We start from the raw sequence: 18442 nt of genomic DNA on the forward strand, positions 1-18442 counted from the left end.
TCACCCTCGATGCCTTCGCGACACAGAGCCCCCGGCTTCCACAATGTGGAAGCCGGGGGCTCTCCCGTCCGCGCACTCGCAGATGCCTCGTTAAGCTGTGGCAGGGATCGAGCCTTCCCTGCCACCCGGTGCCCCCTCTGCGCACTACGTGGGCCGACGCATCATGACCGGAGTTGCCACGAGCAACCCAGGAACACCGCGAAATCAGGAGGTGGACCGGCACCCCCACTTCGTCCGGCAGCGCCTGCAGGGGCGGGGCGATCATGTCGGGCTCGAGGCCGATCTTGTCCGGGTGCACGCTGGCCGGAACTCCGTCGTTGGTGTAGCGGTTCCCGCTCGCCGGGTTGAAGGGGCACTCCCATGACGGCCTGTTGTAGATGACGAACTGATCTCGCGGGTATCGAGTGGCCGGGCAGATTCCGCAGACCGGCCGCTCCCGGTCCCCTCGGTCCCAATGTAGGTACGGCGGCCCGTTGGGCTCCGGGATCTCCATAGCAGGCAGAGGGTAGCGGTAGTCGCTCTGCTATCCGTGTCCCTGGCCGAGTTCGAGCGCCGGGACCAGTACAGCCGCCGCGTCACATTCGGTGCAGGCTCGAGCGCCCTCTCGCATCAGGGCGTCCACTGCTTCCTGCGTGCCCAGCTCTGTTCCGCTGCCCGCAGTTGTGGCGGCACGGGGCGTCATGAACGACTGTCCTGTCCCCGCGGGCGGGCTCGGGGCGGACTACCCAGCCGGGGGCCGGCTGGGGTGGCGGCCCGGGTAGGCGCCGGGCCCGCCACGTTGGGCGGACTGCCCACCTCCGCGCGTTGCACTGCTCACGGCCGGTCGGGCCAGAAAACCGACACTGGGAGCCGAACGGAGGGCGGCCGTACCGCCTGGATCGGTCCGAGAGCGGCTGCCGCAGCGCGAAGGGCTTCGTCGTAGGAGCCGCAGCCAAGGACTTCAGCAGAACAGGCAGCACAGTCACCCGGGCGGCGGGTGTGGCCGGCGCTGAGATCTCCGGAGCCTCGGACGTGCGCGAAGGCGTCGTCGGGAAAGTCGGCCCGCACGGCATGCCAGACCCCGACGCGTTCGTTGTCGGGCAGCCCGGCCGCTACCGCCGGCCGCATCGGTGGCAGCAGGCGTTCGTGGTCCTGGACGAGGAACACTCGGTCGATGAAGTCGACGCTGTCCCCCTCGGGGCGCTCCTCCTCCAGCCACGTCCGAGCCTGCTCCCGGGTGCCCGGCCCCCACAGGTAATCCGTCGGGAACCGCGTGGTCTCGTAAAGGGTGTCGAACTCCGCCCAGTGAGCGTCATCCCAGCGACTGCCCTGTACGAAGGGGATGGCCCGCACTACGACGTACTGGTACTCGTCGTCCTCGTGTTCGTCCACGTGATTGGTGGCGGTGAGCGCGTCGGCGGGCTCCATCCGTGCCCGCCCAGAACCGTTCCAGCTCAGCACGGCAATCTCCCGGCGCAGGGGTGCCGGGTACAGGCGTCCGCCGGGAGTGGCCTGCCCCCACAGCTGGTTGATCAGCTCTGCCAGATCCCGCACCGTTCCGGCCGCCTCGACGGGGGTGTCGCCGTGGTGGCCGGAAGGGTGGGCAACATAGTTGCGCAGTTTGGCCAGCGCGTCCTCGACTGCGCGGCTGCGCCGCCCGCGGAGAAGCCCCGCAGCACGCGCCCACAGGCGAAGCCCGTACAGCATTCCGTTGAACTCGATGGCGTGGGTGGCGACGACCAGCTTCGCTCCTCGGCGCTTCATCGCCTTGGCGCGCTTCTCGACGTCCTCGAACGACGTGACGGTGTGGGAGACGTCCAGGGCACGAGGGACGCGGAAGGTGATGGTGCCGGCGCACCATTCCATGAAGCGGTCGCGCAACGCCTGCTCGTAGATGAGAAGTGCCTGGTCCCCGACCATGGTGTAGATGTCGTGGCACAGCACGCCATAGGCGAAGACGGTACGCAGCCGCTCGAAGGAGTCGCGTGTTCCGGCCGCGACACCCGCCGCCAGGTCGCAGTCGGCGATCTGACGCTGCTGGAACTCGGCAGCGTCCTCCGGTTTCATTCGGCCGCCGAGCCCATAGGGGTTGAACGCCAGCGACAGATTGTCCGCGGTGCGCAAGTCCTCAAGCGGCCGGATCTCCATGTACTTCTCCTCACGATGGGAAACGGGCCAGCATGCACCCAGAGGGCCCCGGCTGGCCAATCGATTCCCTTCGGGTGGGGTCGTGAGTTCGATGCGAGATGGCTTCGCAGCAGCAGTTCGCCGGGGGCAGACAGGAAAGACCTCGGAAAGACTGGCCAACATGGGCGAAGGCATGTCAAGGTAAACGACCTTGCAGGAAACCCCAGGTCAGAGAGGTGATGCCCATGACCGTGGCTCCCGTGAGCCCTGGTTTTTCAACGACTGTCGAAGCCCTGCGGCTGCGGGAATGGCGACTCGGTCCCGGACAGCCCACGCTGGTCATGGACCAGTTCTCCGCAGAGGACTTCCACCTGATCGTCGATGATCGCGCGGACGTGCATGTCAGCTCGAAGGACGGCCGGTTCTACCTCGGCTGGTTCCCGCTCGGGCGCCCCGGTACCGATGGCGAGGGATGGACAATCGCCGTCACCGGCACGGCCAAGGTACGCGGCTACCGCCTGTCGTTCGATACCGAGACGCCGGCCGACATTGTCGCCGCTGCCGTGGCACGCGTGCTGGAGACATCACGTCGCAAACGGCAGTCAGACGCACACACGTAACCCTCGCGTGGCGGGCTGCCGTCCGCCGAACGCCCACCCTCTTCCATCGTTCGATGCTCCCCCACCCACAGGAGGCTGTTCGTGACGTCCTCGGAGATGACCGTTGCTGATCTCATGGACCTGCTGTCCGGCTGCGACCGGCATGCTCCAGTCCGCCAGGCCATGAACCCGTTCTTTCCGATGGCCCACCGCTTGGCCCAGGTCGTGCAGTCGGTGGACGAGACCGGCCGGACCGTTGTCTACCTCGCCGAGGGAAGTGACACGGAGGCGCAGCTGGGCCATCTGCCGCCCGAAGTCGCCGTCGAACTGACGTGGCAGGGCGCCGTTCAGGCACCCCCTCGCCGCCCTCGCCGCCGTGCCGGCGGCAACTAGACCCGCACCGAGCCCTGGAGGCGCCCTGTACCCCGACTTCTCCCTCGACCCGCCCACCTCGCGTGGCGGACAGCCCGCGTTCTGGGTCGGTCCCCGGCATCTTGCCGGTGACGACGGCCGTCTCTACGACCGCGTTTCCGACACGCTCGCCGGCCTGGGCTGGACGAGCCTGACGATCGTCCGCGGACGCCACGAGCTGGACGAGGAACCGGAGGACCGCCAGGTCCTACGCAGCACCGTCCTGCACATCAGCCCCGACACCCTGCGCTGGGCGCAGTGGAGCCTGGCGGACGAGCCGTTCCACCTGGGGGGCCTGCCGATCGCCTGGCAGATCTCCGCCCGCACGGACACCAGCAGCCCGCTCGCGGCGTGGTCGTCCTATTTCACAACCGACGTCCCCGGCGAGGCGGTGGCCGACTACCTCGTCGCCCTCCACGCCCGCGATCAGCCCGCCGTGCCGTACACCGGGCCGGAGATGGTCCTCGACGCCGTCGCGGCACACGGCTGGTTTCGCGATATCGATCAGTTGCATGCGGGAGCGACGGACCCGACGTTCACCTCGCAAATCAGCCTCGGCGAGGTGCCGCCCCTCATCCAGGACGCCGATCCACGCGTCCTGACCGCCGAGGCCGACGAGGTGGGACCGGCCGGATGGCAGGCATGGGCCGAGCCCGCGCTCGGTGTTCCCTGCCTGTGGGCGGCCTCCTTCTCCGCCAGCGTGCCGCACGACCTCGTCGCCGTGTTCGCCGCCTCCCTCAGCTCGACCGCACCGGTCCTGCGGCGCGTGCTGCCCGAGGCCACCAGGGAGCGACTGCTCCGCGCGCCGGCCTAGCGTTCGACGGCCCCCTGCAACCCGACGTGAGAAGCCCGGTCCTCCCCAGAGAGGGGGCCGGGCTTCTGGCGTTCCATCCGGGGCTATGGCGGGCCCTGGGCCGGGGAAGTGGGGTGAAGTGGGGTCTGCCCGGCGTAGCGGTGGGGATCGCTGGCGTGGTAATAGCAGCGCCTCGAATACGGCAAGGTGGCCATGTTCTGGCGTTGAGATCCAGTCCAACTTGTGTTAATCGGAGCGGCGTTGAAGTGGGGTGAAGTGGCGAAGGTATGACGTAGCGGTGCCACGTTTCCGTGCTGCTGAATAGCTACATGCCTCGAACCGAAGAGAAGCAACGGCCTACCCTCGAACTCCGATGCGGCGGAGTGCACGTCATCGTTCAACGCATCTCGCCCTGGGCGGTGGTGGCCATCGCCGCGGCCTTCGTCGCGACGGCGGGGAACGGAATCGCAGCGTCGTTCACGTCCCATCTCGCAGCATGGGTTGCGGCCCGTTAGAAACGTGCCGGACGGCCCCAGGCCATCCGCTACACGCACGGCTGCCCCCGCCGGCGCAATCCGGTTCGGGGGCAGCAGTGCGTGCCGGGGCCGGTCAGCTGGCTGCTGTGGCCTTGGTGAGGGCCTTGCCGAGGTGGCGGTCGACGAGGGCCGGGGAGCCGGAGACGATCAGCAGCAGGCTGCCAGCGCGGATCGCGGTCTGCTTGACCACGGTGCTGCGGTCTCCGGTGGAGAACGTCAGCAGCTGGCTCCACTGCTCGTCGCCCAGCCCGCGGGGTGCGGGCAGCTCCTGCGAGGCCATGTCGATGGGAGTGCCGCCGGCGAGGACCTGATAGGTCGGGCAGCTGGTCATGGCGTCGAAGATCCGGCCGATGCCGTGGGACAGCTTGGCCGCGCTGTCGCTGTACAGCTCCTCGGAGACCTCTGAGGAGCTGCCGCCGTAGGTGAAGTCCGCCTTCGCCTTGCGCGGGAAGCTGAGCGTGCCGCCGGTCGCGGCGTCGCCGCCCAGCTCGTTCAAGGCTGGACAGCCCATGACGGTGACGTCGTCGTGCTGGGAGGGGCGTTCAGGCTTGCGCAGGTAGCCCCTGCCCAGGTCGCTCTCGTTGAGCAGGCGCGTCTCCAACGCGGCCGACGAGAGCAGGGCAGCCTGCTGGGCTGTGTCGGCCTGCGCCCCGGGACGGGCGGACGGCGCGGAGTCGGACGGGTTGCCGACGGTGTCGGTGGAGCAGGCCGGTACGGCGAGGAGGACGGCGGTGATGCCGAGGATGGTGGTGGCGACGCGAACGCGCATGACGAAACTGACCCCTTGGTGCTAGGCGACGGGTGGTCAGTGCGGGCCCGGAGGCCCGGTGGGGTCGTAGGAGTGGTGGTCAGTGCCCAAGGTGGCGCAGGCAGTCCTCGAACGTGGCGTGCGTCGCGTCCGCCGGTCCAGAGTGCCGGTTGTACCACGCGGTGTCGAGGCGGGTCTCCTGCTGCTGGTGGCCGACCCGGCAGCGCAGCCAGATCTGGCCGCGGGTGGAGAGGATGAGCCAGTCCCGGTATGCACCGCACTCGGCGCAGGCCACCATCTCGCCGTCGAGGACGAGGGGCTGCTTCCACGGCATCATTTTGCCGTCGACCTGGTCGTGGCTCGGTACGCGCAGCTCCGGCGGGAGGAAGTCGTCGACGACGGCGACCGGCTCGGTGGGCTCCGGTGTAGCGCGCGGCGCCCCGAGGCCCGGCGGGACCTGGTTCTGCATCCGCGCAAACACCTCGGCGAACTGGCGCTGCTCCTCGCTCGGCCCCTTGGCCCTGCGGCGTATTCGATGAAACACCCTGGCGTCCTCCCCTTGCCTCTTCCAACTCGCTTCATGATCGTGCCTCACGCCCCTGGCGGTTTCAATTCACAAAGTTCACAGTGCCTTTCGGCAGGTCATAAGGCGTTTCCTCGCATCCTCGGCTCAGGGCCGCTGTGGGCGAGGCACTCCGAGCGAGGTGGAGGTCGTCTACCGTGGCATGCCATGACTGTCCTCATTGTCGGAGGCAGTGGGCTCCTGGGCGCCGAATTGGTCCTCCAGGCGTCTGCCGCTGGCCATTGCGTTGCCGCGACCTTCGCGACCAGGCCGTGCGATGGTCCGGAGGCGACGTGGCACCAGGTGGATCTGAGGGACGGCGGTCGTGTCGAAGAGGTCGTTGCCTCGCTCGCCCCCTGCGTGGTCATCAACGCGAGCAGCGGCAGCGCCAACTGGGCCGTCACGGCCGAAGGCTCCGTCCGCCTGGCGATGACGGCGGCGAAGTACGACTGCCGCCTCGTTCACGTGAGCAGCGACGCCGTGTTCTCCGGCACCCGAGTCCACTACGACGAGTCCTGTCTCCCCGATCCCGTCACCCCGTACGGGGCAGCGAAGGCCGCGGCGGAGACTGGCATCCGGCTTCTGACTCCGGATGCCGTCATCGCCCGTACCTCTCTGATCATCGGCGGCATCCAGTCCGAGCATGTCCGCCTCGTGCACGACCTCGCGACCGGCTGCCGAACCGGTGCCTTGTTCACCGACGACGTCCGCTGTCCCGTGCATGTCGGGGACCTCGCCGCTGCCCTGCTGGAGCTGGCCTTCACCGACGCGTGCGGCATACACCACCTTACGGGTGGGGATGCCGTGAGTCGTCACCGTCTGGGTGTGCTGATCGCTCAGCGGGACGGGCTCGATGCTTCCCGGTTGCCGGAGGGCCTCCGCGCCGGCACCTCGCTTTCCGGCGCGCTCGACGTCCGCCTCGACAGCCGGGCCACCCAGGCGAAGCTGCGTACGAGAGTGCGCGGCGTCCACGAGTTCCTGTGAGGCGCACTCGCATCGGCGGCGAGGGCTCATCGCGTGTTGCCGGGTGCCACGTCGCCGAAACGGCGGCCAGAGCTGGTGGTTCGGGGCGCCGTCGGGCGCACGGTCGCCGGATTCTTTGCCGTGCGGTTCTTCGGTATGCCGGTAGCGTCGACCAGCAGATCTGCCCGGAGCCGCAGTCGCCACACCAGGACGTCACTGACCGAGTCCGCAGTGCCGAGTTCTCGGCTCTCCACGGAGTCGGACAGGAGCGCTGCCGGGTCGTGGCCGGCGGCGTCGGCTTCCGCGATGGTCGCGGCCAGGGCATACCAACCGGGCTCGGCGAGGATCTGCTCGGCCAGGCTCGGTAGCGTTTCGCGCAGAAGCGCTACCTGTCGTTGGAGCACCGGCAGGCTCAGGCGTCGGCCGCGCTGGTAGAGCACGTTGAGCGGCTGAGCGGCGGCGGGCCGGTAGGCGTTGCGCAGGTGCTCGGCGGCCCGGCTAGCGGCCTCGGCCTGCTGGGCATGGCCCTTCCTCGCATGCCAGTGGGCGGCGGCAGTGACGAGGAAGAACAACATGTCGATCGCCATCGCCGTGGTGGCGCCGTCCTCGCCCCGGCCGAGGGCTGGACCGCCCTGGACGAGGTCGCGGGCGGCCTGTCGCAGGGCTCGATCGTGCCCGCGTACAGCGCGAACGTGAGAGCGCGAGGCCCGTTCGAAAGCCGTTGCTGCGTCGCGCAGTTCGCGGCGGGTGTGAGCGGCAGACGTCTTCGCGAGGGCATCCAGGACCTCGCCGACCGCGGCGATGTGGGCGGCGGCGACCCCGTCCTCGCCGTGTTCGACGACGAGCACGGCCTGCCACACGGCCGATGCCGTTCCGCGGCGCGCGGAGGCAGGACTGCCCGGCTCCCTACGAATCGCTTCCCCTCGCAGGGCCGCAGGGACATCCTGCGCATCACCAGACCACCGCTCGCGGATGCGAGGCAAGGACAGGTCGGGAGCCAGGCGCGCACCGGGGTAGAACACGGGCTCGCCGTCCTTGTTCAGGTCGTCGTGCAGGGCGACCTTGTATCCGAGCAGGTCTCCGGAGGGCGCGGCACGTTTGCGGATCAGGAGGCCGGCGGCGGCGAGCCGTGCGAAGAACTCCTCATCGCTGCTAGCCCCGGTCACCGCGCGCCGTACCGTCTCGCGCAGTTCCTCGCGGGCGGTGCGCTCGCGGCCCTGACGCTGGGCCTTGTGCCGTTCGGCGCTGGTGGGACGCTGTGCGGCGGTGCCGTCGCCGGGAGCGACCTGGTGGAGTCCGAGTTCCTTCTCGATGAGCCGGGCTTCGGTCTGGGCCCGCTTTCCCGATCGGTGGTGGTCGGGGCGGCGGCCGTCTTCGCGTACGAGGGTGGCGACGATGTGGATGTGGTCGTCGGCGTGCCGTACGGCGGCCCAGCGGCAGCCCGCGCCGTCGTCCGGGTCGATTCCGGTGGCGGCGACGATGCGGCGCGCGATGTCCGCCCATTGCTCGTCGCTGAGGATCGGGTCGTCGGGCGCGGCCCGGACCGAGCAGTGCCACACGTGCTTGTCGGGGCGCTGGTCCGCGGCAAGGAGATGGAGAGGCTGGTTGAGCAGCTGCGCGAGGTCCTTCTTGGTGGCCGTCGCGTCGCGGCCGGGGTCGGGTGACATGCCGTCGAAGGAGGCGACGAGGTGCGGGTCGATGTGTTCCTCGTGAGTTCCCTTGCCGTAGAGGTAGTACAGCAGTCCCAGGGTGTGGCTGCCCTGCTTGTGGATCTGTGGAATCAAGGTGCCTCGTCCGACTGTCGCTTGGCCACCTTGTCGGCGGCCAATCTCACCGCGTCGGCCGCCCGGTGCACATCGGCCATCACCTGGGCCAGATGGGGAACGTCGCCGCCGGAGTTGAGGATCTTGGCCGCTTGATTGAGGTTGCTGCCGGCCCAGCCGAGCTGCCGCCGCATCGCGAACAGTTCCGTGAGCACGTCTCGTTCAGTGGCGATGGCGACGGCGCTACGGGATCGGTTACGGGCCATGGCGAGCCCGGAGTAGGCGAGGAAGCCCGCCACGCTCATACCGGCGGCGTCTGCTCCGCCCTGGATGAGAGCGAGTTCGGACGGGTTGAGGCGGACGCTGTGTGCGCGACGCTGCTTCTTGTCGCGCGGACGCGCTCGCCCCCTCGACCGGACTGTTCGGGCGGTTTCCGGCTGCGATCCGCCCTCGGTCGCAGCCTTCCCGACCGGCGCCCCCTGGTGCCGGTCGGGCCCCGCCACCCAAGGGGCGGGGTCTGGTTCGGACGCTCCCCCCTCGGGGGAGTGTCCGAACCTCCATCTTGCTCGCCCCGGGACCGAGTTGGAGTCAGGAGCAGGTTCCGGGGTGGTGCCGTTCTGGGGCGTGTTCGTCATCGGGATTCGGACCTCGTGGAGCGGTTGCGATGCTGGATGGTCGCGGCCTGCGCGACGACGTCGGCCGGCCCCGAGAGGACGCGCAGAGGTCCCTCGGGCCGGTCCTGGACGAGCCACTGGCCTGCGGCCTGCAGGGGCCGTCGGCGGACCAGGACATCCGCCCAGGCGCTGGCCTCGGCGGCGGTGGGCTCGGACGAACGAGGGATCACGGCGTGTCTCCCAGAGCGGGGAGGTGGCCCGGCACGGAGCCGGGCCACCGATACCGATAGGGGCGATGAGCTGGTCATCTGCCAGTTCAGCCGCACTCGGGGCAGCGCGCGACGTGGCTGCTGAGCGCCCGGGCCATCCGCTGTTTCGCCGAGGCCGCCTGCTTCGCACTGGACTTCGCCGCCGGCCTGCCCTCGTATCGCTGGGAGTGAGCGAGCATGTAACCGATCTCCCGCTCATACTCCCCGCGGACGGTGTTGAACTGGCGGCAGGTCCTCATCTGGTGCCTCGAGTCGTCGTGGTGTCCTCGCTCCGCAGTTCCTGGAGGACGAGGGTGATTCGGTCGTTCCGGCAGCCCGTCAGGCCCTCGCGGCGGATGATCTCCCGCAACTGAACCCGAGTGATCGCTCCGTTGCCGTCCCGTGCGAGCAGGCCGGGGACGTGGGGACGGACATCCCGAACGAGCTGGTGCTCCGGCGGCTCCAGCTCTCGTGGCAGGCGCTGGGTCTGCGGGGTACGGGACCGGCCGCGTTTCCCCTTGTTCTTCGTCCGGGGCTTCGTGCTCGGCTTCCGACGGAGAGGGACCGTCGGTCCCCGGTCCCCGGTGGGTTCGGTCCCCGTGTCGGTGGTGGTCGGTCCCCGGTCCCCGGTGGGTTCGGTCCCCGTGTCGGTGGTGGTCGGTCCCCGGTCCCCGGTGGGTTCGGTCCCCGACTCGGCGGCAGTCGGTCCCCGATACGCATCGGGGACTTGAGCAGGCAATTTTTGCATGGGACGGTCGGTCCCCATGCCTGCGGCGTCCTCCTGTGTCCCCTCCCATCGGGAGGGTCCTGCCCCCGGGGCCGCACCTGCTTCTGGAGTCGTGGTCCCCACGATGGTCCCCGCGTACCCGTCCTCGGTCCCTTGGCGTTCTCGCGCCGTCAAGGTCTCGACGTCAAGGACCGGTCCTTTCGCGTCGCTCGGTCCGCGGTCCCCGTTCGTCGTCGGCTGCGGAGGGACGGTGGCGACCGGCGCGGTCTCGGGCTCCGGGGACCAGGGGGAGGGCAGCGGGACCGTGGCGAGTGCGAGTGCGTGCCGTCGTGCGGCGAGCTGGTCGAGCAGTTGTGTGCGCTGCAGCGGGTCGGTGCCGACCGAGGCCCTGCCGACCGCTGTCGAAAGGCGCCGGGTGAGACGCCGCCCGCGCCGGTTCTGCCGCTGCTGGGGTGTGCGCTCGGCGAGTTTGGCGGCGAGGGTGACCGCGCGGGCGGTGGCTCGGTCCCGGGTGATCTGCGCGGCGTCGCGGTCTCGGGCGGCGATGCCGAGGCGGGACAGGAGCCGTTCGCGGGCCTCCCGGCCCAGGACGGCGATCAGCCCGTGGGAGGCGGCACCAGGAGTGTGCAGGCGCAGCTCGATCCCCATGGCGAGATGCCACAACATCGCCGCCATGACCGGTCCGACAAAGGCCCGGACCGTACCGCCGACGAGGCCGCTCTCAGCGAAGGCGGGGATCACCTGCACGCCGGTGATCACCCAGACCAGCGTGCCCGGCAGGCCGGGGGCGCCCTGGGTGGCCAGGTTCTGTCGGGCCATCAGGGCGGTCGCGAAGAGGGCCAGTTCGGCTGCGGCGAACATCATGATCCGCTCGGCGGTGCCGGCCATGTCGAGGTAGTCGGTGGCGAAGCGCCAGCTCGTGTCGGCGCTGTAGGCCGTGCAGCCGAGGGCGGCCAGGGCTGCGACCTTGACCGCCGGCCCGCCGCGACGCTTCTGCGTGCGGGTTGCCCGGCGCCGGGCCGTCCAGGCGGTCAGTACGACACCCAGGGCGGCGGGCACGACGGTGGCGAGGAGGAGGGGGAGGTCCGGAGCGACACCGAGGGCCAGGACGGGGTGGGTCATGCGGCCTTTCCGAGAGGGGCGGGCGTCGGCGTCGACGCTGCCGGGCGGGGTATGGCCTGCTGGGTGCAGGGCTTGACGGTGGCAGGGCCGCCTGCTGCCGGAGCGGTCTTCTTCCGCTTCTTCTTGGGGCGTGGCACGCCGTAGGTGCGGTCGCGATCGAGGACCCTATTGGCGGACTGCCGGAGCAGGTCACGGGCGTGCTTGCGGCTGATCTGCAGGGCGGCCCCGAGTCGGTAGGGACTCCAGCCGCGGACGTAGGCGTGGTCGATGACGACCTGCCGCTCGACTTCGGTGAGATGGACGTCGCGTCCCCGGAAGAAGGCCGTCACACGCCGGTAGTCCAGGCGCTGGGGCAGACCGTCGTGCAGGGGACGCCGCTCGGCTTCGGTGAGGCCGCCCCAGACTCCCTCCTTGAGGCCGTTCTCCAGGGCGAAGTCGAGGCAGTCGTGTCGTACGGGACACCAGCCGCACAGTTCCTTCGCCTCCGCGATCTCTTCGTGGTCCCGGGGGCCGGGGAAGAAGACCGCCTCGGCGTCCTCGACATCCATGCCGTAGCAGGCGCCGCGGGTGTGCCAGCTGGTGTCTCCGATGCCACGCAGGCCGGTGGCCGGCGCGTCGTGGGTGGTGATGTGGCGCAAGGGGATCTCCGATGTGCTGCCGCGTCGGCCGCGCGGGGGCCGTCGAGGCGGGGACGCGGCGTCGGGGGCCGGCTGCGGCGCGAGAGCGGACGCCGCAGCCGGGGCGGGATGGTGGTGTGGGGAGGGCGGTGCGCCGGACGGGATGCACGCGCGGGGTGCGCCGGTCAGGCCAGGGCGGGTTGCTGGGCCTTCTCGGTGTGCTGGGCGGCGGCGAGGTCGAGGCGGCCGGGGTGTGGGGTCTTGCGCGGCGTGATGGCGCGTACTCCGTCGTTGGGGCCGATCCGGCGGCTTCGGCATGGTTCGCCGGCCGGGGCCAGGCACCACTCGCAGCGCACGCTCAGGGCGTCGGGCATTCCCTGTGCGACGGCGGCTTCGCGTGCTGCCCGGGCGGGCCGGAAGGGTGCGAGGGCGGCTCGGGCGGCGGGTGGTATGCAGGAGCCGATCTGGTCGAGCCGAGCCTGCAGCCGCGGGTTGATCTCCTCCTGGCTGCTGGTGATGGCCCGGGCCTGCGAGGGCTGCGCTATGCCGGTGGCGACGGCGCGGCGGGTGCCGACCAGCTCGGCGGTCCAGGCGGCCTGGTCGTCCGGGTCCGCGGACGGTGTGGGGTCGGAGTGGAGGGCCAGGCGGTTGCGCCGGTAGCTCTCCCAGGGGCGGACTACATCGGCGGGCTGGATCTGGTAGGGCGAGGCGCGGTAGTGCTGGCGGGCGGCGGCGAAGGCGTCCCAGCTGTGCGGGGTGGCCATCGCCACGTCGCCGAGCAGCTCGCTCCACTGGTCGAGCTGGTCGCGAGCCTCGCCCTGGTCGGTGCGGATGGTGCGGGGGTCGAGTCGGCCGATGTAGGCCAGCAGGGCGGCGATTTCGCGGCGATCCACGGTCAGCCCTCCAGTCCGGTCGGCTCGTTGAGAGCGGCGAGAAGGGCGGCGGTGTGGGCCTCGGCCCGCGTCATCCCGCCAGGCGCGGCGCTGCTCTTGCCGGGCACGGCGTGGAGGTTCGGGCGGCTGGGGGCGTGCTCTCGGGCGATCCAGGACCGCCAGTCGACAGCCCAGGCGTCCGCCGGCCTCGGCGGGTGTGCCGACCGGTGTGCACGCCACTTCGCGTCGGCGGCCTGCAGGCCCTGCTTGCCGAGGCGGTCGAGGTGTCCCTGCTGGCGGGTCCAGGTGTGGGTGGCGGGGTCGACCTGCCACTCGGCAGCCGAGGTGACGGCAGCACCACTACTGCTGTACCTCCGGTTCAAATCAGGTTTACTACGGTTCTGTGTGCCGGTAGCGGGTACATCGCTGTGCCGGTGGCCGGTACGCCGCTGTGCCGGTTTCCGCCTGGACCTGCCGGTTTCCGGTACTGCCGGTTTCCGGCCCCTCGCGGGGGATTCCGGCACCTCACGAGGGCGGATTCCATACCGCCGCAGAGCCGAGAGCCGGAGCTTCGCAGGGGCGACGGGCCCGTCCGGCACCGTTGCGTCTCCGTCCTCCCCCTGCTGCTCGCACCGGGCCTGTGCGAGGGCATCGGCGGCGAGGGGCAGGCGGTAGACGGTGCTGCGCTGCGGACCGACGAGGTCGTCGAGCTGTTCCAGCTCGTCCGCGAGGATCAGGCGCTCGATGGCTTCGCGCACCGTGGAGACCGAGGCGCGGGTGCGCTTGGCCAGGCTGGACAGCGAGGCCCAGGAGATGCACTGCTCGTCGGCCACCCGGTCGGCGATCGACAGCAGTACCAGGCGCGCAGCCCCTCGGCTGGAGCTGTGCTCCCACACCCACTCGCGGGCTTCGCTGCTCATCGGCCGCTCCCGAGGAGCAGGCGGGACCGGCGACTCGCCCGGGCCAGGGGGATGCGGTCCGGCTCGGGGAACGGAGGCGCCGAGGCGGAGGTGGCTGCCGCGCAGGCCGGGCGGAAGGGCCTTTTGCGCAGGGCGGAGCGCATGTAGAATTCTCCTTTGGTGTTGCCGCGCTGAGACGCCCCGTGGAAGGGATCAGCGTGGTGATGGTGGCGATCTCCGCCCTTGCTGGGGCGGGTACAGCCGTTAGGCGTCCGGCGTCCGGGAGTTGCTGCTCTCGGACGCCGTCGCTGTGTCCAGGGACCTACGAAACCTGGAGGTTGTACACGTCATTGCTCCTGGGCTCGTCCATGCGGGCGGTCTGCCCCGTGGGGACGACGAACATACGCACGGCTCCGCGTCAAGGTCCAGAGTTGGTTCTTAAACCCTGTAGAAGTCGCTTGAGCTGCGACGACGGGGAGGGCGTGGTAATGGATCATGAAGGGGCCTTAGAGTCGGGAGTCGCAACACGAAGCACGCGTCAGGGATGCAGACGTACCGCAATCGGATGATCGAATTCCGGTTCTACAGCGCGAAAGCCCCTGCGTCGAAAACCTACGTCATGTAGATTGTTGTTGCAAGGGCTCGTAAAGCCGATCCCTGCATCTCCTACCTGCAGCTTTGGAGCAATCGATGCCCCCGCGCCGATTCGATGGCCGACGCCTGAGAGCGAGGCGCCGGGAAGCCGACATGCATCAACGCGTCCTGGGGCGTGAAGTGGGCGTCGGCTCACACGAGCCCGTAGCTCGATGGGAGAGCGGCAAGTCGGTTCCGCCCGCCGAGAAGCTACCGGCCATCGCGCGGGCGCTGGGCGCGGATATCGACACTCTGTTCCCGCGGGATGGCGCCCCCGATCTGGTCGACCTTCGATGCGACGCCGGGTACTCCCAAAGTCATGCGGCCGACCTGCTCGAAACTGTCAGCCGATTCCGTCTGGGGGCGGCAGAGCGAGGCGTGCGCAAGCTCGACGCAGCGTCCCTGCTCGAGCCGGCCAGGCTCTACGGGGTCACGGTCGAGGAGTTGCAGGCCGCCCAACGTCGATCGTTCGGCGAGGACGTCCCTACGCCTGAGGCCGCTCGTCCTGCCGGCAAGCGGCTGGCCGAGACGCTTTCCGAGCTCGTGGAACAGGCGTTCCCTGGCAGCCGTCCCACGGCTGAAGAGTTGGCCATCGCAGTCAATAGAAGGATCGGTACTGAGGTACTCAAGGCCGAGCACGTGGATGCGCTTCTCGGCGGCGTTTCCGCGGAAGAGATCTTCGACGACGGTGCTCGGACGGTCGTTTACGAGGCGCTCGGCCTGTACTTCGATGTCTCGCCCATGGTCTTCCACGACGGACAGTCGGCGCAACGACGCGTTCTGGAAGACATCCGCTTCCTGGCGGCTCAGCACGACGTCGCCCTCGCTGCGCGAGGCGGCGAGGGCGGCGTATCTCCAGCGTTCCTGGCTGTTCTCAACGAGTTGCTCTCCGGCGAAGACGAACCGCGCTGATCAGGCGGCCTTCCCCGCTGCCGCTTCCTACGGTTGCCCCGCAGTTTGTCTGCTGAGGTGGTGGCCTCCAGATCCCTCGGTCCGGAAGAGCAGGGACTCGACCTGTTCGTTCGAGATGGTCGCGTAGACGGCCTGTACACGGGCTAGCCAGTGCGCCTCGGCGTGGCTGTCGGAGAGAGGCTTGTCCCTAAGACCTCGCACCGGCAGCGGAGAGCGACTGCCCAGACGCGCGTTGTGCAAGGCCGCCTTGATCCAGTACGCCTCCGCCGCCGGCTGAGGGTCCGGATGCTCGGAAGTCACGTCCTCCGCTGTATGGAGCAGGGTCGGAGTGGCGTGGTGCCGAAGCTGTTCCACTGCGTCCGCTATCTCCTGCGTCCACCGATCGAGCCTGACATCCAGCGAGGGCGAAGCGCGCGTCCACTCCCGTAGACGGGATCCTGACGGCTGGAATGGGACGTCAGGGAAGACCTCCACCAAATCGTGCCGGAGCGGGTACAACTTGTGCAGCGCTCGCCAGCTAGTCCAGCGCGCTGAAAGAGCTTTTGCGGACGGGATGCTTGCCCCTGCGGCCCACAGGAGGGCGACCGTGAGATTGCTGGAATCTGCGACGACTCGCATAGTGGACGCGCTGGCGCTCGTCGGGCTCCAGACCGTGACGATCCGGAACAGCGAGTACAGCGTGTAGAGCGTCATGGCGAGGGTCATGAGCGCGAGACCTGAGCGCAGAAGACCAGTCTCCGCGCGCCGGGCGGCTCGGCCCCATTGGAAGGCGCAGGTTGCCGAGGCAGACGCCAGGTACACGTACAGGATGCTGATGAAGGTGGCCGCGCCCCATTGCCCTGCGTGATCGGTTGCGAACTCTACGCTGGGTTGACTCCGGTCCACCGCAGTGAAGAAGAGTACGATCATCGCGCCGACTGCGCTGAGCGCGCAGGCGTGCGCGATGCGGTTGATGCGCCGGGACGTGCTCACGTGGCGCGGTGTGGGTGCCTCGGTCGCCGGCTTGCCGTAGATCGCCGTGATGTAGCGCAGTACCGCGAGGATGGCAAAGATCGAGGTGAGGTACTTCACCAGCACGTACAGGTCGGTGATCGGTGCGTCCAAGGCGCGCTTCACGGCAGGAACGCGGCACCATAGTGCGGCGGCGAACCCGACGCTGCAGGCCCAGAGGGCCCGTCTCTCGGGCTCGTCGTATCGAAGCGCCGGCAACCGCCACAGCGCCATTACGGTCATGGCCGCCGCCCCGACATAGGTGCAGATATCAAGCATCAGAGTGTCCTCGCAGTTCGTGCCACAGGGTGCGAGAGGCTCGACTCCAGCAGGCTGAGCGGGTCCTCTCCGGCCCCTGCCCGCCGCTGCAGCATGATCTTGATGAGAGTCGCGGAGAGCTCAGCCTCCCTCTCCTCGACCGTGCCGTACTGTGACCGGGCTTGGACCTCCACATCGGGGCCCAGTTCCGCAGTGATGCTCTCCCAGAAGGACTCAGGAATGTAAGGCAGCACCTCTCGGGGTGAGAGGGTGGAACGGTGGTCGAACCACTCGTGCGCGAGCTCGTGCAAGATCGTGTGCTCTGTTTGGTGCGGGGTGGGACGCCGCCGGAAGAGTATGTAGGTGGTGCGCCGTCCTCGGACGCGCAGCCCGCACGCAGTGCGACGATCGGATCTCGTATCGTCAATCTCCACAAGGCGGATCGTCCGGCCGCTGACGGCCTCCATATTGGCCGCCAGGGCGTGCACGCTGAAGGTCTCACTGGGGAGTGGCAGGTTGCGTAGCTTCGCTTCGCACTGCCGCCGCAGTCTGCGCATCTCGCTGCCCGAGACCAATACGCGCGACGCACTCATTGTCGCCCCTTCCTAGGTGTCCCTTTTGTCACGCACGTCAGTCCGGTGCGAAGGACACGTTGCTGCGAGCGAGAGGTGAATCACGGGAAGGCCAGCCGTCCCGTGGAATGACCTTATGTCTGTCGCTCGGGGGGGATTTTGGCGTACATGCCCTGCGGGGGAATCGACTGCAAGTGGTGAGAGGCCGTCACGGGCGGTCAACGCTGGCTGAGAGTGGCAGATTTGGAGTGCCGATCGCTGAGCGGGGTATGCCTCCTGAGAAGTAGAGGTGTCGGAACTCACCAAATTTCATGTGCTTCAAATCACAGAGTCTCGAATTTTGGCCACAAGTGACGGATAAGTCTGGTTGGTCGTTTCGGTTCTGAGTCGCTCGGGCAGGGAGTTCGAGGGTCAATTCGTCCTCCGTTGACAATCCCGTCTGGTGGCGTAGAAGTAAGGTGGAGCTGCGTGGCGCCTTCCCATCGCCAGGCGTCGAAATGCCTATACCGCAAAGCCATATGGAAGAGCGTCACTCTGGTGAGGTTTCCGCGTCTGATGTAAATTCGCACGATCATGTTGCCGGGAGCGCTCGAAAGGGCGTTTTTGGCACGGCTGGTGACGCGGCGTCAGTTAGTCCTTCTCGCCGGAGTGTTGGATCAACGGGGACTGGGCTCTCTGTCGACGCCGAGGCCGGCTGGTGCCTGCCGTTACTTAGTGGCTGACGCCCAGACCGGGAAGGAACAGCTGGCCAAGGTCTCGACCAAGGCGGCCCGTGTCCAGGGTCTCCTCGGCGCTGAGATTCGAGAGGCCGAGGTCGGCGGGCCCCCGGGCACCACGGCTTCGCAGTTCGCGGACGATGAGTGCGGCCAGCGCTGTCGCGCCCATGGTGCCGCGCGGGAAACTCGCCTCCCACCACCGGGCCACCGGGATCTTGGAGTGCCAGCCGCGGCGGGTCATGCCGTCTTCGTACTCGGCGTGTCCCGGGCTCCACTGGTCAGGCGAGTCGGTTGTGTCGATGAGCGCCATCAGCTCGTCATCCGGATTGCACAGGACAGCAAGGACCCGGTCTCCGTCGGCCCGATTGACGAGATTGAAACCCACTCCGGCCGTACCGAGCTGTGCCGGCAGCTGGTCCGACAAGGCGATCAGTAGTGTTCTCACCGACTGCTCCAGTTGCGGCCAGTCGGAGGCTGGAGGGGGTGGCGGCGAGACGGTAGCGGGCGTGCCCGAGTCGTGACGGTTTACCAGCCACAGGTAAGGCAGTTCACCGTACGTCGCCACCTGGTGGATGCCACTTCCCACCCCATGGCGGAAGGCGGCGGCCTCGCGATCGGTAAGCTCGTCGCTCCGGTGAACGGAAAGCTGCAATCCGTCTGATCCTTGATCCAAAAGGAGAGTGCTGGTCGCCCACTGCCAACGGATGCTGGGGCCGACTCCACTTCCGCCGTATTGCGCAGGAGGACCCAGTCGCTCCTCAATAGCCTGCAGCGTGGCCCG

The 18442-nt window shown here is 68.8% G+C and carries 20 protein-coding genes; 5 read left to right on the forward strand and 15 right to left on the reverse strand.

Going from position 1 to position 18442, the window contains the following annotated elements; all coding sequences use genetic code 11:
* Positions 1-523 precede the first annotated feature (523 nt).
* Positions 524-682 carry a DUF6233 domain-containing protein gene (locus tag ACGFNN_RS21270; RefSeq protein WP_393557902.1) on the reverse strand — a complete coding sequence of 53 codons (159 nt, stop codon included), beginning with the start codon at positions 680-682 and terminating at the stop codon, positions 524-526.
* 131 nt (positions 683-813) lie between these two features.
* Positions 814-2127 (reverse strand): hypothetical protein, encoded by a 1314-nt coding sequence (locus ACGFNN_RS21275; protein WP_393557903.1) that lies wholly within the window; start codon positions 2125-2127, stop codon positions 814-816.
* Between the two features lie 224 nt (positions 2128-2351).
* Here ACGFNN_RS21275 and ACGFNN_RS21280 point away from each other — a divergent pair, with 224 nt between their 5' ends.
* The 3 genes from ACGFNN_RS21280 to ACGFNN_RS21290 all read left to right on the forward strand — a co-directional run bounded on the left by ACGFNN_RS21280 (position 2352) and on the right by ACGFNN_RS21290 (position 3930).
* A complete protein-coding gene (locus tag ACGFNN_RS21280; RefSeq protein ID WP_393557905.1) occupies positions 2352-2726 on the forward strand; it encodes a DUF317 domain-containing protein in 375 nt (124 codons plus the stop codon).
* An 81-nt stretch (positions 2727-2807) separates the two neighbouring features.
* Entirely contained in the window at positions 2808-3098 is a 291-nt protein-coding gene (locus ACGFNN_RS21285) for a hypothetical protein (protein ID WP_393557907.1), read from the forward strand.
* A gap of 25 nt (positions 3099-3123) precedes the next feature.
* The gene (locus tag ACGFNN_RS21290) at positions 3124-3930 is read left to right on the forward strand and encodes a DUF317 domain-containing protein (protein ID WP_393558441.1); all 807 of its coding nucleotides are present in this window, start codon (positions 3124-3126) and stop codon (positions 3928-3930) included.
* Between the two features lie 588 nt (positions 3931-4518).
* Here the strand turns inward: ACGFNN_RS21290 and ACGFNN_RS21295 are convergent.
* Together ACGFNN_RS21295 and ACGFNN_RS21300 are read right to left on the reverse strand one after the other, a co-directional pair.
* Positions 4519-5214, reverse strand: a complete 696-nt coding sequence (locus ACGFNN_RS21295; RefSeq protein ID WP_393557909.1) for a hypothetical protein — start codon at positions 5212-5214, stop codon at positions 4519-4521.
* A 79-nt stretch (positions 5215-5293) separates the two neighbouring features.
* Positions 5294-5737: a hypothetical protein gene (locus tag ACGFNN_RS21300; RefSeq protein WP_393557910.1), complete on the reverse strand. Its 444-nt coding sequence runs from the start codon at positions 5735-5737 to the stop codon at positions 5294-5296.
* A gap of 186 nt (positions 5738-5923) precedes the next feature.
* Between ACGFNN_RS21300 and ACGFNN_RS21305 the strand changes: the two genes are divergently transcribed.
* A complete protein-coding gene (locus ACGFNN_RS21305) occupies positions 5924-6739 on the forward strand; it encodes an SDR family oxidoreductase (protein ID WP_393557911.1) in 816 nt (271 codons plus the stop codon).
* Between the two features lie 26 nt (positions 6740-6765).
* Here the strand turns inward: ACGFNN_RS21305 and ACGFNN_RS21310 are convergent, their stop codons facing one another.
* The 8 genes from ACGFNN_RS21310 to ACGFNN_RS21345 all read right to left on the reverse strand — a co-directional run bounded on the left by ACGFNN_RS21310 (position 6766) and on the right by ACGFNN_RS21345 (position 13601).
* Complete coding sequence (locus ACGFNN_RS21310; RefSeq protein ID WP_393557913.1) at positions 6766-8502, reverse strand: relaxase/mobilization nuclease domain-containing protein; 1737 nt, start codon at positions 8500-8502, stop codon at positions 6766-6768.
* Positions 8499-9116: a plasmid mobilization protein gene (locus tag ACGFNN_RS21315; protein WP_393557915.1), complete on the reverse strand. Its 618-nt coding sequence runs from the start codon at positions 9114-9116 to the stop codon at positions 8499-8501. Before ACGFNN_RS21315 ends, ACGFNN_RS21310 begins: the two co-directional genes overlap by 4 nt.
* Positions 9113-9325, reverse strand: a complete 213-nt coding sequence (locus ACGFNN_RS21320) for a hypothetical protein (RefSeq protein WP_393557917.1) — start codon at positions 9323-9325, stop codon at positions 9113-9115. Before ACGFNN_RS21320 ends, ACGFNN_RS21315 begins: the two co-directional genes overlap by 4 nt.
* Positions 9326-9411: 86 nt before the next feature.
* Entirely contained in the window at positions 9412-9603 is a 192-nt protein-coding gene (locus ACGFNN_RS21325) for a hypothetical protein (RefSeq protein ID WP_393557919.1), read from the reverse strand.
* Positions 9600-11192: a hypothetical protein gene (locus tag ACGFNN_RS21330; protein ID WP_393557921.1), complete on the reverse strand. Its 1593-nt coding sequence runs from the start codon at positions 11190-11192 to the stop codon at positions 9600-9602. The genes ACGFNN_RS21325 and ACGFNN_RS21330 overlap by 4 nt, the downstream gene beginning before the upstream one ends.
* The gene (locus ACGFNN_RS21335) at positions 11189-11830 is read right to left on the reverse strand and encodes a WhiB family transcriptional regulator (RefSeq protein ID WP_393557923.1); all 642 of its coding nucleotides are present in this window, start codon (positions 11828-11830) and stop codon (positions 11189-11191) included. The genes ACGFNN_RS21330 and ACGFNN_RS21335 overlap by 4 nt, the downstream gene beginning before the upstream one ends.
* A 164-nt stretch (positions 11831-11994) precedes the next feature.
* Positions 11995-12702: a hypothetical protein gene (locus ACGFNN_RS21340; protein WP_393557925.1), complete on the reverse strand. Its 708-nt coding sequence runs from the start codon at positions 12700-12702 to the stop codon at positions 11995-11997.
* A gap of 2 nt (positions 12703-12704) precedes the next feature.
* Positions 12705-13601, reverse strand: coding sequence for a helix-turn-helix domain-containing protein (locus ACGFNN_RS21345; protein WP_393557927.1), 897 nt, complete (start codon positions 13599-13601; stop codon positions 12705-12707).
* 669 nt (positions 13602-14270) lie between these two features.
* Between ACGFNN_RS21345 and ACGFNN_RS21350 the strand changes: the two genes are divergently transcribed.
* Positions 14271-15125: a helix-turn-helix domain-containing protein gene (locus tag ACGFNN_RS21350; RefSeq protein WP_393557929.1), complete on the forward strand. Its 855-nt coding sequence runs from the start codon at positions 14271-14273 to the stop codon at positions 15123-15125.
* A 27-nt stretch (positions 15126-15152) separates the two neighbouring features.
* On the opposite strand, the gene ACGFNN_RS21355 is transcribed toward ACGFNN_RS21350, so the two are convergent.
* The 3 genes from ACGFNN_RS21355 to ACGFNN_RS21365 all read right to left on the reverse strand — a co-directional run bounded on the left by ACGFNN_RS21355 (position 15153) and on the right by ACGFNN_RS21365 (position 18313).
* Positions 15153-16394, reverse strand: coding sequence for an MAB_1171c family putative transporter (locus ACGFNN_RS21355; protein ID WP_393557931.1), 1242 nt, complete (start codon positions 16392-16394; stop codon positions 15153-15155).
* Positions 16394-16684 carry a hypothetical protein gene (locus ACGFNN_RS21360; protein WP_393557933.1) on the reverse strand — a complete coding sequence of 97 codons (291 nt, stop codon included), beginning with the start codon at positions 16682-16684 and terminating at the stop codon, positions 16394-16396. Before ACGFNN_RS21360 ends, ACGFNN_RS21355 begins: the two co-directional genes overlap by 1 nt.
* Positions 16685-17656: 972 nt before the next feature.
* On the reverse strand, positions 17657-18313 hold the full coding sequence (locus ACGFNN_RS21365; protein ID WP_393557935.1) for a hypothetical protein: 657 nt from the start codon (positions 18311-18313) through the stop codon (positions 17657-17659).
* Positions 18314-18442 lie beyond the last annotated feature (129 nt).

Origin of the sequence: Streptomyces sp. NPDC048590, from assembly GCF_043199535.1 — a bacterium.
GTDB lineage: Bacteria > Actinomycetota > Actinomycetes > Streptomycetales > Streptomycetaceae > Streptomyces.